General features: G+C 46.8%; 13 protein-coding genes. 5 read left to right on the top strand and 8 right to left on the bottom strand.

Annotation, left to right across the window (positions count from 1 at the left end; translation table 11 throughout):
- Window positions 1-118: 118 nt before the first annotated feature.
- The 3 genes from OLMES_RS08625 to OLMES_RS08615 form a co-directional block, all read right to left on the bottom strand.
- Window positions 119-1,456 carry an ABC1 kinase family protein gene (locus OLMES_RS08625; protein WP_087460891.1) on the bottom strand — a complete coding sequence of 446 codons (1,338 nt, stop codon included), beginning with the start codon at window positions 1,454-1,456 and terminating at the stop codon, window positions 119-121.
- An 8-nt stretch (window positions 1,457-1,464) separates the two neighbouring features.
- Entirely contained in the window at window positions 1,465-2,151 is a 687-nt protein-coding gene (locus OLMES_RS08620) for a fumarylacetoacetate hydrolase family protein (protein ID WP_087460890.1), read from the bottom strand.
- A gap of 93 nt (window positions 2,152-2,244) precedes the next feature.
- On the bottom strand, window positions 2,245-3,651 hold the full coding sequence (locus OLMES_RS08615; RefSeq protein WP_198343273.1) for an FAD-binding oxidoreductase: 1,407 nt from the start codon (window positions 3,649-3,651) through the stop codon (window positions 2,245-2,247).
- Window positions 3,652-3,945: 294 nt separating this feature from the next.
- Here OLMES_RS08615 and serA point away from each other — a divergent pair, with 294 nt between their 5' ends.
- Entirely contained in the window at window positions 3,946-5,175 is a 1,230-nt protein-coding gene (serA, locus tag OLMES_RS08610) for a phosphoglycerate dehydrogenase (protein WP_087460889.1), read from the top strand.
- Between the two features lie 95 nt (window positions 5,176-5,270).
- Here the strand turns inward: serA and OLMES_RS08605 are convergent, their stop codons facing one another.
- The gene (locus tag OLMES_RS08605; RefSeq protein WP_087460888.1) at window positions 5,271-5,624 is read right to left on the bottom strand and encodes a VOC family protein; all 354 of its coding nucleotides are present in this window, start codon (window positions 5,622-5,624) and stop codon (window positions 5,271-5,273) included.
- 235 nt (window positions 5,625-5,859) lie between these two features.
- On the opposite strand from OLMES_RS08605, the gene OLMES_RS08600 reads away from it, so the two are divergent.
- Complete coding sequence (locus OLMES_RS08600; RefSeq protein ID WP_087460887.1) at window positions 5,860-6,825, top strand: hypothetical protein; 966 nt, start codon at window positions 5,860-5,862, stop codon at window positions 6,823-6,825.
- A 323-nt stretch (window positions 6,826-7,148) separates the two neighbouring features.
- Here the strand turns inward: OLMES_RS08600 and OLMES_RS08595 are convergent, their stop codons facing one another.
- Complete coding sequence (locus tag OLMES_RS08595; protein WP_087460886.1) at window positions 7,149-8,501, bottom strand: RNA-guided endonuclease InsQ/TnpB family protein; 1,353 nt, start codon at window positions 8,499-8,501, stop codon at window positions 7,149-7,151.
- Between the two features lie 422 nt (window positions 8,502-8,923).
- Between OLMES_RS08595 and OLMES_RS08590 the strand changes: the two genes are divergently transcribed.
- Entirely contained in the window at window positions 8,924-9,325 is a 402-nt protein-coding gene (locus OLMES_RS08590; RefSeq protein ID WP_087460885.1) for a hypothetical protein, read from the top strand.
- Window positions 9,326-9,331: 6 nt separating this feature from the next.
- Here the strand turns inward: OLMES_RS08590 and OLMES_RS08585 are convergent, their stop codons facing one another.
- From OLMES_RS08585 to OLMES_RS08580, 3 genes are read right to left on the bottom strand one after another with little or no spacing between them, the layout of a single operon-like run.
- A complete protein-coding gene (locus OLMES_RS08585) occupies window positions 9,332-10,303 on the bottom strand; it encodes a hypothetical protein (protein WP_087460884.1) in 972 nt (323 codons plus the stop codon).
- A 51-nt stretch (window positions 10,304-10,354) separates the two neighbouring features.
- The gene (locus tag OLMES_RS29130) at window positions 10,355-10,600 is read right to left on the bottom strand and encodes a DUF7695 domain-containing protein (RefSeq protein WP_456299501.1); all 246 of its coding nucleotides are present in this window, start codon (window positions 10,598-10,600) and stop codon (window positions 10,355-10,357) included.
- 44 nt (window positions 10,601-10,644) lie between these two features.
- On the bottom strand, window positions 10,645-10,980 hold the full coding sequence (locus OLMES_RS08580) for a hypothetical protein (protein ID WP_157678226.1): 336 nt from the start codon (window positions 10,978-10,980) through the stop codon (window positions 10,645-10,647).
- A gap of 427 nt (window positions 10,981-11,407) precedes the next feature.
- On the opposite strand from OLMES_RS08580, the gene OLMES_RS08575 reads away from it, so the two are divergent.
- Together OLMES_RS08575 and OLMES_RS08570 are read left to right on the top strand one after the other, a co-directional pair.
- Complete coding sequence (locus OLMES_RS08575; protein WP_087460882.1) at window positions 11,408-12,160, top strand: substrate-binding periplasmic protein; 753 nt, start codon at window positions 11,408-11,410, stop codon at window positions 12,158-12,160.
- A gap of 262 nt (window positions 12,161-12,422) precedes the next feature.
- The gene (locus tag OLMES_RS08570) at window positions 12,423-12,806 is read left to right on the top strand and encodes a hypothetical protein (protein ID WP_087460881.1); all 384 of its coding nucleotides are present in this window, start codon (window positions 12,423-12,425) and stop codon (window positions 12,804-12,806) included.
- Window positions 12,807-12,862: the final 56 nt, after the last annotated feature.

Raw genomic sequence — 12,862 nt, 5'->3', positions numbered from 1 at the left:
GACTCCCGGGGTCACTGAGGCATTTTGGTAAAATTACGTAAAATTACAAAAATTAAATCGATTTTAACGATGTAGTCTTCACTTACCACTCAGGTTCCGGTATTACCAAGCATCCCGCTTACGCTAAATAAGCATCGAGCTCCGGCCTGAATGCCGCTTGTACACCGAGTTTTTTCATCATCCAGTAATGTCCGGCAATCATTCGGTCGATAAAAATCGTCTCCACCGGGGGCTGAAATGAATCCAGATACTTGAAAACCGATGTGGCATTTTTTGCGACCAGCTGATGCAGATTCGCTTCACCAAAGTCATATACCTGAGAGGCGTTAGCAAACGGGCGAATAAAAATATCGCGCCACATTGCATAGTAGTCCTCACCGATTGCAGGCTTGCCCTCAACCCGGACGCCCAAATCAATCAAACGTTGATCCAGCTGTCGATAATCCCCTTGTATGCCGGCCTGCAAAGCTGCTTTATAGGCATCGACAACACCTGGCTTTAATTTCTTAACGCAGCCGAAGTCATACATTATTAACGTACCATCAGGCCGAAACGCGAAGTTCCCGGCGTGAGGGTCACCATGAATACACTGAAAGCGGAACAGTTGGTCTGCCATCGTCGTGAAGATGCGATGACCGATCATATTCACGACCTCCTGATCATAACGTTCAGGATCAAGGTTGTTGATATGATCCCCCTCCAGCCATTCCAGCGTCAGCACCCGGCGACTTGAGAGCGCCTCGATAACGGAAGGGATCAGGACGCCAGCATCATCACGATGAAATGCCTGAAATGCGCGAATATTTTCCGCTTCGTTTTCGTAGTCCAATTCTTCCTGAATCCGGGTTCGAATTTCAGCGAAGAGCTGATCAACCTGCTGTTTCGGGATTTTCAATAACCCACCCAATTTCAGCGCCGTGCGCAGCTGCCGCAAATCCGAATCGCAAGACTCATCTACCCCGGGATACTGAACCTTAACGATAACCTCTTCACCATCCAGGGTTACCGCGCGATGCACCTGTCCAATGGAGGCCGCAGCGTAGGGCTCCCTGGAGAAGTGCTTAAACACCACTTCAGGCGATCCACCCAGTTCTGACTCAATTTGCTCGGCGATTGTCTCATAAGGCATCGGCGGCGCTTCTTTCTGAAGTTTCTGCAGCGCATTGGAAAATTCCTTAGGCAGGAAATCCTGGGTTTGCGAAGCGATTTGCCCCACTTTCATCACCGCGCCTTTCAACTCCCCCAATGTCTGGGTAACATCATCAGCCATTTTTTCGTAGCTTTTGGCCAACCGCCCCGCTTTGGTTTCTTCTGATACAAACGCATTGACCACCCGATCCGAAGCATAGCGACTAGCGACAGATGCGGTCATACCGGCCAGTTTGAGGAACCGACCGGTCCGGGATGTCGTACTTTTTTTGGGCTTTCCCTTATTGCTGCTCTCTTCCTTCGCCATGTTTTTACTCAACTTAGAGTCTGATTCTCGATTTTCCCGGCCTTAACCGAGAAGTAATCCACAAGCTCCAGTTCGACGCTGGCGCCGCAGGGGAGCTCCCCCACCCCTTTGGGCGTTCCGGTCAATACGATATCCCCCGGTTCGAGACGAAAATAACGACTGATGTGACTCATCAGTGGCACAACGGGAAATAACATATCAGCGGTATGGCCATCCTGTCGAAGCTCACCATTCATCATCATCCGGAACTGGAGGTTGCGATAATCCACAGCACTTGACACGGGTGCAAACCGACTTAAAGGGCATGCGCCATCAAAGCACTTGGAAAGCTCCCAAGGATGGCCTTTTTCTTTTAACTTGGCCTGCTCTTCACGCAGCGTCAGGTCCAAAGCAAGCCCAATCCCGGCAATCGCCTCCTGACAGGCTGCCTCACTTGCATGACTCAGCGTGTGACCAACTAAAATCGCCAACTCCAGCTCATAGTGAACTGCGCCTCGGCCCACAGGCAGTTCGATACCGGATTCGACATCCACAATAGAAGTCGCCGGTTTCATAAATAAAATCGGCGATGTGGGAACAGGGTTATTCAATTCGCGGGCATGTTCGGCGTAGTTTCGCCCGACGCAAACAACCTTCCCTGGCTTCCAGGGAGCCAATGTGCCATCCAGAAAACGAATTTCAGTGGTATTTTGCATTATTCTCCAGGTTCCCGTATCTCTTCTAACCCTAATTTCAAAATCAACGCCTAATCCAGCTTAATGCTGGATTAAATCGCCATCACCGGTAACTCAAGCGGGATCAATCAGCTTACCCGGGTTCATGATATTCTGAGGATCGAAAACATGCTTGATTGCTCTCAGATAAGCCACTTCAGTTTCCGAACGGGTATAACCAAGATATTCTTTCTTTGTCAACCCGACCCCGTGCTCAGCGGATATACTGCCCTGATGGCGTTCGACGATTTCGAACACCCATTTGTTTACCTGTGCACACTTGGCAAAAAACGATTCTTTATCCAGGTTTTGCGGCTTCAGAATATTCAAATGGAGATTGCCATCACCGATGTGTCCAAACCAGATGATCTCGAAATCCGGATAGTGTTCCGTGACAACCTGGTCAATTTCATTCAGAAACTCCGGAACCTTTGATACCACAACGGAAATATCATTCTTGTATGGCGTGTGCACGGAAATCGATTCGGATATGCCCTCTCGCAAGCGCCAAAGATTGTTTAACTGAGTTTCACTCTGGCTGATCACACCGTCCAGCACCCAGCCTTGCTCGACACAGGATTCAAAGATGGCCATGGCATCATCCATAACCTGCTCCGAAATACTCTCAAACTCCAGCAACGCATAAAAAGGTGCTTCCGTTTCGAACGGTGCAGGAACATCACCGTGGGCCAGGACATGCCCCATTGCTTTATGAGAGAAAAACTCATAGGCCGTTAAATCGATTTTCTGTTGGAATGACTGCAATACGTCCATTGTGTTGCTGATATCCCCCAACCCTAAAACCAGTGCGGTAAGATTCGTTGGCTTTCGAGTCAGCTTCATCGTCGCTTCGGTGATAAAGCCGAGGGTTCCTTCCGCACCAATAAACAGGTGACGTAAATCATACCCTGTATTGTTTTTCTCCAGGTCCTTGTTCAATTCCAGAATATCGCCCTTGCCAGTGACGACCGTCAATCCGGCTACCCAGTCACGGCTCATGCCGTACCGGATAACTTTAATGCCTCCCGCATTGGTCGACAGATTTCCGCCCAGCTGACTTGAACCCGCCGAAGCAAAATCAACCGGGTAGTACAAACCCTGCTCTTCAGCAAAGTTCTGCAACTGCTCGGTAACGACACCTGCCTGACATTTCACCGTGCGATCACTGGCGTTAAACTCCAGCACCTGGTTCATGTATTCGAAAGAAACCACCACTTCACCATTGGCCGCCACAGCCCCTGCACTCAATCCCGTTCGACCACCAGAGGGCACCAGACCGATTTTGTGTTCATTGGCATATCGAACAACTGCCTGAACCTGTTCTGTTGTTTTGGGAAAGACGATGGCTAAAGGCTTGGGTTCATAAAGCTTGGTCCAATCTTTACCAAATGTTGCGAGGGACTCCTCATCGGTACGTACTTTTCCCGGCTCAACCAGCTGGCCGAGATCCGCTATGATTTTCTCTGGTGAAATGGTGTTCATCTAACCTGTAATCCTGAATGTTGGGTGTATGCGCACTTTTTGATCAGATAAGCATTTTTTGAACGGATATCGCAAGTATCTTCGCTCACATGTATCTGTGAAGGATAATTATGTTATCATACCGCGCCTGGATCTGTAGCCACTCTTTTCAGCTAATCCTTTATTCTGGTTTCTGCTATTCCTGTTAAGGTATGGCCGTGTCCTGTATTCGGTGCGAACAGCTGTGGCGTAATACAGATCAAAAAAGTTTGTATCTGGCGATCCTGCCATCAATGCATAGGTTAACTCAACATCATGACTACGACCTCACTCGACAAAGGTAAAATTAAGTTTCTTCTTCTGGAAGGTGTGCACCAATCTGCGCTAAAAACACTGCAGAACGCTGGCTATACCAACATCGAATATCTGACAACGTCCCTCTCTGAAGAGGAACTGGTTGAAAAAATTGCAGATGCTCATTTTATTGGTATCCGATCCCGCACCCAACTAACAGAAAAAGTGTTTGAAGCCGCCACCAAGCTGGTCGCAGTCGGGTGTTTCTGTATCGGAACCAACCAGGTTGATTTGACTGCAGCGCTCAAACGTGGCGTGGCCGTTTTCAATGCCCCTTATTCCAACACTCGAAGCGTTGCCGAGCTGGTGCTGGCTGAAGCCATTTTGCTGCTGCGTGGTGTACCTGAAAAGAGTGCAAAAGCGCATCGTGGCGAGTGGTTGAAATCCGCAAAAGACAGCTACGAAATTCGCGGCAAGAAACTGGGTATTGTCGGTTACGGCAGCATTGGTACCCAGCTTTCGGTACTGGCAGAATCATTGGGTATGGAAGTTTACTTTTGTGACATCGTCACCAAGCTTCCACTGGGCAATGCAACTCAGGTCGCATCCCTTGATGAACTATTGAGCATTGCCGATATCGTGAGCCTACACGTACCGGAAACTGGTTCAACCAAAGAAATGATGGGTGAAGCGCAGTTTGCCAAAATGAAAGAAGGCAGCATCTTCATCAACGCTGCCCGTGGTACCGTTGTCGATATTGACGCGCTTGCTGCAGTATTGGAAAGCGGCAAGTTGCTGGGTGCAGCAATTGACGTGTTCCCGGTTGAGCCCAAGTCCAACAACGAAGAATTCGTTTCCCCTTTACGTGCATTCGACAATGTGATTCTGACCCCCCATGTCGGTGGTAGCACCATGGAAGCGCAAGAAAATATCGGCCTTGAAGTTGCCGAGAAGCTCGCCAAGTACAGTGATACCGGTACCTCAGTTTCATCCGTCAACTTCCCTGAAGTGGCCTTGCCTGCGCATCCGAATAATCATCGCCTGCTGCACATTCATGAAAATGTACCGGGTGTGCTGTCGGAAATTAACACCGTTTTCTCCGAAAACAACATCAACATCTGCGGACAATACCTGCAAACTAACGAAAAAGTAGGTTACGTCGTGATTGATGTCGACAAGGAGTACAGTGACCTGGCGATGCAAAAACTGCGCTCAGTGAAAGGCACTATCCGCTGTCGCGTATTGTTCTAGGGCATTCCGACTTCAGACTCGTGCTTCACACGTTAAAAAGGGCCTGATTTCCAGGCCCTTTTTTGTTGCTTTCAAACTTTAACCGTACATAGATGTTATTTATCCGACCACACTGCGAACTCATTTCCACTTGGCTCGATGAAGTGGAAGCGCCTTCCACCCGGAAAGCTGAAAACCGGTTTGTTAATGCTTCCTCCAGATGCCGTTACTTTGGCTTGTGTATCTTCGATATTGTCACTGTAAAACACTAGCAGTGCCGCGCCATTCGTTGCCACCGAACGCAAATCACTTTTGAAAAAGCCGCCATCCAGCCCCTGCCCGGCAAATGCAGTGTACTCTGGCCCGTAATCCACAAAACTCCAGCCAAATGCACCCGTAAAAAATGCTTTCGTTGCCTCGAGATCGGCAGCAGGATATTCAACATAATTCAGTTTTTCGTGCTTGTTCATTTTTTCCCTCAATTCGGTTTTTCCATTGACTCGTCACGACCTTCCAGCCGGTTCGTCCTTCAACGTAAACCAGCATATGCGAGACAGTCTCTAACAGCCAATTCTGAATTTAAAATTTGCGGAATGATAGAAAACAGCTTGAGGGAATATGTACACAAAATTCGCTATGATAGGTAGACACACTGTCAACTTTATCAACAAGCCTGATGATCAGGCGCTGGACAGGAGGGAAATCATGAAACGATCAGTTACTTCCCGGCTCAAACTGACACTGATCTGCTCACTATGCGCCATAAGCGTGTCAGTTCAATCCATTGAAGTCCAGCAAGGTGTCGTTTACCCCTCAGGCACGCGAGTGGAATCGGCTCAACTCGGTGCAGCTTTTACGATTCCGGAGGGCTGGCAAGGCGCCTGGCCGTCCGGCTCCGAATTTTTCTTACTCGAATCCCGCCATCTGCAAGCAAACCTGTTCATGATGTTTGATGAGGTCGATCAGCAGCAGTTGTTACAGATCATGTCACAGAGCATACCGCTGGATTCAGGCATCCAATTAATTCCCAATAAACAGCCAATAACCAAAAACGGTATTATTGCGGCGCCATATACAGTAAAGGGCTCCCCGACCCCACTCAATGCCTACGTTGCCGGACGGGAACTCAGGCAAGGGCTCAGCGTTGCGATTGTCGCATTGTCTCAACCCCAAAACCGGGATGATAAAAACATCGAAGTTAATCAAATCACAACAGAACTGGTTAAAAACATAGAAAGCCGAAAACCGGTGATACAGAATTCAGGCACAACGGACCAGGGGCCAAATGCCTGGCAAACTTACTTGCGTGGACGCTATATCGCTCGTTACTACACAGGCTCCGGCTACAGCGAAAAGCAAGAACTCTGGCTGTGTAGTGACGGCTCGTTCTACAGTTCTTTCAATTCCGGTGGATACAGCATGGGTGGAGCCAGCGGCGCAGCACAAAGCGGTGGACAGGGGCGTTGGCATGCAAAAGGCAGTATCAATTCCGCAGGCACCCTGGTTCTGCAATTCGGCGCGGGGAAAATATCACAAGGGAGCACACCCGGCTTCGACTGGCAGGAAACCAGCGCCGGAGGCGAGCGTTGGACATACGAATTAACACTCACAGACAAACTTTATTTGAACAACAAAAAATGGCTCCGCGGTAACAATGAGTATTGCCAATAATCCATTCATGACGGTGCCCAAGCCCCCACAACAATCCAGGCCACTATTGTATTTCGTGATATGGATCTCATTTTAAAGTGGTACAGATCCCATACAATTGCCTATCCGGTGAGTACCCTGCGGTGAAGTGGTTCTGATTCTTTATGCTATGAACTCCCCCTAGCTAAACCTATCGGGTTTCCAAGACCAAAACTAAAGTCCCAGTCCATTGTTGTAAGAAAGCATTTAGCGGGACATGCCATCTGTAGATGGTCTTATTCCAGCCGACTAATTCAGTTAGCCGGGGGAGCCTGCAAGCAGACTGTCCCTGTCTTTCCTGATTTTTATCCTGATGCCAGTTCGCACACCAGTGGTGGATCATCCACCTTTTTCTTGCGCCTGACGATCGTCTTACGAGATTTTGCTTTATCGGCAAACGCATTCTCTTTGATGTAAGTTACTGTGCGCTGGGCAACTACTTTGGCCGCATTCTCGTCGGCGTTCTCTTCCGCGCCGCAACGGCGGCATATAAGCGTCGCTTGATTGGGCCGCACTGTATCACGACTACGACAAGCATAGTGGGTTTTAGAACTATAGGCTGCCGAAACCCTAACGGTCGCTTTTCCGTAGTCAACCGCTTTGTACTCAATATAATCGCCCAGCCGTCCCAGTGCCACATTGAGCAGGCTGCGACTCAGTCCGCTCTTTGCACGAGCTTTGTTCTTCACGAACTGACGACCATCCTGTTTCGGCTTGGCGCGTTTCGTCATGCCCTTGAGGTTTAAGTCCTCAAGCCCAATGATCAGCTTGGCTGATTTAACGACCTGGCTCGACGCCTGGTGCGAGAAATTTTTACGAATATCGGCCATTTTAGCATCGGCTTTGGCAATCTTCGCCGCTAGTTTTCGCTGCCCAGCTGTCTCGCATTTGTGTTTATTTTTGTTCTTGTTGAGCCGCTTCTTGCGCGCCAGAATACGCTGATAACGAGCCTTCTTCCTCGCCTGTTTGCGAAGCGATTCGACTTCTTCCGGGGTATACTGAATGATCAGGCCATCGCTGGTCTGGATCGGGCGCACTACACCGCGGTCGATACCCGTTATGTTGCCTAGAAGCGTTTCATCATCCAGATGTGCGTAACTTTTTAGCAGTTTATCATTGCTGTCGTTTATTACGCCGTCATCGAAAGAACCTGATAACGTGAACTTGTTCCCTTGGCGGCTCACGCGAAACTGCCTGGCCAGTTGCTCAGGCGTATACGGCAATTTCAGGCTAAAGAGTTTTTGTCGCTGTTTCGTGGCGTTATCGAAAAGGGTTAAGAGACTGCTGGACTGGTCTAAAGGTTCAAGCATAAATAATTCACGAGTGATCAATACACTACGCTTTTTATTACGCCCTTTCACCTTCGGGAATTTACGCAGCCCTTTACGTGCCGCCTCTGCATCACTGAAAACACCACTCGCGGCGTTACGAAGCACTTGCACTGGGACTTCACGAAGGAATTCTAATCCTGAACACTTCTTTATGTGGCTGTAGCCTTGTGCGATCTCAGACCCCCTACCTTCAGACAGGAGCTTTCTGTACTCGCCCACCTTCTGGTTACGCACGACGTTCGCTGCACCGATCCACTGCGCAAAGGTCGTAGCTTGGTTGCTACGAAGCCGCTCTGAGATATTGATGCAGAATCCACGTATGGCCACTTGATAAGTCCTTTGTACAAGTTTCGGAGTAACAGTAAAGAGCCACAAATATTCTGTCAATCATGAAATTAATAAGTACGAATGGCGAACGGGAAGAAGCAGTGTTTATGAGAACCAAGTCCAAATAATCAACACATATCTCCATCTCATGGGCAGCTTTACGCCGGACTCAACTCGCAGCTAAAGCAAGCAAGAATGCGCCCGGTTCATGTTCAAATTACAGTAATCGAAACCGTCTATTTTGTACTCAGCCTTGGTCTATCAAAGCCCGCAAAAGTCGGGCGAGAACCAGAAAATTGAGCAAGTCGGCAAAAGAGCCACCTTAAAAAGGACAAATTACTCAATTTGCAATCGGAATAGATTGATTACTCAGATAAAAAAGAGTAACGTGCGCCCACTTTTTTCGTGTCACGGTAAAAGATATGAGAGTCACACTGGATAACCACAAAAGTTACGATATTGCCGCCATGTTCACTCCCCTGAAAGTCGGGCGCAATGAGGCTTGGGCGGCATTCAGAAACAATTTGTCCGCGTTACCCAACGGGCTCCGTATTCCCTTTCACAACAGAGCAACCCTGCGCGGAACCTTCAGTTGGCTGGTTGTGCTGGGCTTGCACTTACTCTCACTGCCTTTGTTGCCACTGATCAGCCTGTTTGGCTATTCCATGAAAGCCTACTGTTTTTTCACGCGGGAAAACGCAGATCAAATGGCCCGATACCGGGAAGATTTGAAAAAAGCTTATGCAAAACTGAGCGCTATTGAAGACTCAGAAGAATACATGCGCCGTTTGAAAGAGGAAATTGATAAGGTTAAGCCGTATTAGTTATACTCATTTGGCGTTTGATCGAATCTGTTTTTTTGCCTCTCGACGCTTGATTCGGTTCTCGTCTCTGATTTTTTTGTATTTTATGCCAATCAACTGACGTTCTTTTTGAATCTCGGATAAACGTTTCATGAAGTCCTGTTGTTGTGCCTCGGCATTCCCTGCACTCTGTGCCGCGAATTGGGTAAAAAACGATATTTGGCTATCCAACGCCTGAAGTTCCTCTTTCTCTTTCCACTCGAGGTCGAAATCTTCCTGCAAATTATCGATTTCCCACTGGCGCAATTTCGTGCCAACTTCATATTCTGCGATCAGCTTCAGGTTCTTTTCGAGTAGTTTTTGAACCCGTGTCTCTTCTTTCTCATTCCATTTTTCTTCTTTTTCGGTCAACACCCCACCAATTGGCGTCGCCAGCACCGGTTCCAATGGCGCAGTCAGTCCCAGAGAGCGGGCTTTCTCTAGCATATCTCGGTCTAACCCGGTTAACTCCGCATTCACCTCTCGCTCATACGTCAGTTCCGCCTGGTGTAGTTCCAGAGCACTCTGTTTACGCAACTGGAACAACGCCTCTGCATATCGCTTTGCCTCTTCCTGTATAACCTCCAGTGTTTCCTTTTTGTCCCTCTGCTTCAGCAGCATTGCCGTCCACTGTTCCCGAAATTCAGCTTCAGCTTCAGCAATTCGCGCCTGATGCTCTGCGTTGAGCGATACACGCTTCAATTCATATGCGGTTTTCAGATCCGTAACAAGCTGTTTCGCCTGCGCCTTATAATCGCTGCGATGGGATTTAAAATCAGCTATCGCGTCTTTGTTTCGCTTATTTTGATCCTTCTGAAGCGCCTGACGCTCTTTTAGCGCTTCTTTTCGCTGGGCTTTTAGGGCTTTACTCTCCTCGCTATCACTCGCAGCATGACCAACAGGCGACAAGGCCAACAAAAAGATCAGACTCAGCAACAATGGGAACGCATTCGGTTTCATGGCTGTCTCTCTCAAACTGGGCTCTCTTAAACTGTCTGGATCGTGCTGTGATTATCGTATGTAGGTTGAATTGAATTTATCTTGATCGCTAAACACTCGTCCGGTTTCAACGGAACGCCATTCGCATAAACTGATAAAATTTTCCGGTTCTCCTGTGCGACGAATGAAGCCACCTTTCAGGCAGGCATCTATTTTGATTCCACCACACCGACAAGTGACTAAATCACCAACACTCACGATCTCGTCACCACATAACCGGCACTGGAATTTACATGTTAACAATTCAAAAGCAGGCATCGAAATTTATCTCAATATAGGGTCAGCTAGTCTTGTTTTCGGGGTTAAATTACGGTTGAACCTTTATAGCACTTGTCCAATTCAAGCTCACTTGGTGTGTATTTTTCTCCAATTAGCTGCTCAATCGTACGTTTGACCAGCATGATCGAGGAATACTCCCAATGACTCTCACTCCCGGGAGACATTACAAACTGTGATAACGTTACCTCAGAGACGTTCAGCATCTCTTCAAGTAGTTGTGAGGGATCATGAATTTTATTTGATATCACTGAAAAGCTATCTTGAAGTTCAGATAAACCTTTCCGTAATGCCTTGTAGGCTACTTCATCATATCTCCAATCAAATATATTCCTATTTGCAGGTCCGGTAGCTTTAGACATAACAACCTCCCGGATAACATAAGGAGGGTACCTGTTCAAAATTGAACTCATAATCAGTTTCTCGTCAGCATTGAAGTACAAGACTTCCTTACCATGCGCTAAACACTTACGCCTCCGGCGTTTTTCAATTATTTTACGGATGATCAATTTTCAGAATACACAAAACTCTTGAGGGGCAGAAAAATATACCCCATATGGGATAAGCCCATTTTAGGTATGAGGAAACTGAAAACAGCCCCGCTAGATTCGGGGCTAGCAAAGTTTAACGCTACAGGTCCTTCCTGACATTTTATAGCATAGTCGGGATATTTAAATGTTCAAAAAATGAGCTGATTATAGACGTCTGGATGACCATATCCTAGTCTTACCAAAAACGATCAGAGAAATCTGTACTCATCATCATTGTATTTGGGTAATAAATATCGACATGCTATTCCATATTGTGATTTTGTTTATTCTGTGTTCGATAGCCATACCATTGGCCGCAACAGAAACAACCCAACTGAAGATAGGGTTTGTCGATGCAGGGCAACCTTACAATATCAAGTCAGGTCAGCTGTTGGTGGATGGTTTAAACTACGAAGTCATCCAGTTGATATTGAAAGAAGCCAAACTGGGTTCAGCTAAGATTATCGGATTACCCAAGTTGCGTGTTGCGGAATTTCTGAAAAACGGAAAAATTCAAATGTTATGCCTGTATAGCCCGAAGTGGATGAAGTCACCGTTGGAAGTTTTATGGGGCCCCATAATTACGACTTTCGACGAGCATTTCATCATCTTAAAAAAAAGGTCAGGCATAGAAAATCATAGCCAACTGATAGGAAAAACCGTTGGGGGGCATTTAGGTTACCGGTACAGCGACAGGTTCAGGACTCTTGTGCAGTCAGGACAGATTCAGCGGAACAATTACACTGAAACGAATAAGTTGTATGAATTACTGTTTTTGAAACGCCTTTATGCGATTATCGATAATCAATTTTCCTTTACAGCAATGTTGAATCACGAATCTGAATATAATTCCCTGAGAGCCTCGAAACTAATCGATAAATCCTACCCCGTGACCTGTGCTCTCTCCCGACAACGCAAATCGGAATCACTACATCTGTTAAACGCCATGAATGAACTGAAGCATGCAGGTAAATTTGATTCAATAATCGATAAATACAATTCACTCAAATAACGTAGGCGCGGGTGTATAGACTAACTTCAGGCGAAGTTCAGCTAAAAACGGTAGAGAAAATAGAGCTGAACCATTTAAAGCTCAACCTTGCAATAATTATGCCTAATTCATTGATTGAATTTGTGGAAAAATAATTGTTCAGGGCATAGATTAATAAATCTAAAATATGCAATTAGAACAACCTCTTAGTTATTTTTTATATTTTGCTGCTCCATCCAGCTGATTCATTCTCCGAGAGTAATTTTTTTAAGGGATCTAAAAAATGACGTTATTAAACGACTATCCGTCTTACATCATCCACGAGCTCATAATCTCTAAATCAACCGAGCCTGCCAATCGCTATGTATTTGATTGGAGTCACAATGCACAAGCCTATCGAGTATTGAAAGTAGCAATGGCTGAACTACTCGAAAGCTTTTCAGCGCTTTCTGTTGATACTGATACGCCTTCGGCATTACTCAAAGAGATGTTGATAGCTACTGAAACTCACCTACAAAACTGTAATCGGCTCTCAGGTGAATCAGGAGAAAGGCAATACGCTCTATTCAAAATCGTTAAACAAACCATTAGAGCGCTCATTGACGAAAACTATTCACCGAATGATTCTGAAGTAAAAAAATGTTACTTAGGATTAACAAGCCTGTAACTCGCTACTTAGCAGGTATGTACAGTATGTTGTGAGCATCCAGCTCCAGCGTGAAA

Origin of the sequence: Oleiphilus messinensis, assembly GCF_002162375.1 — a bacterium.
In the GTDB taxonomy this organism is placed as follows: Bacteria; Pseudomonadota; Gammaproteobacteria; order Pseudomonadales; family Oleiphilaceae; genus Oleiphilus; species Oleiphilus messinensis.
Note: the sequence above shows the minus strand (reverse complement) of the source record. Positions and strands in the feature narration are given on the sequence as shown.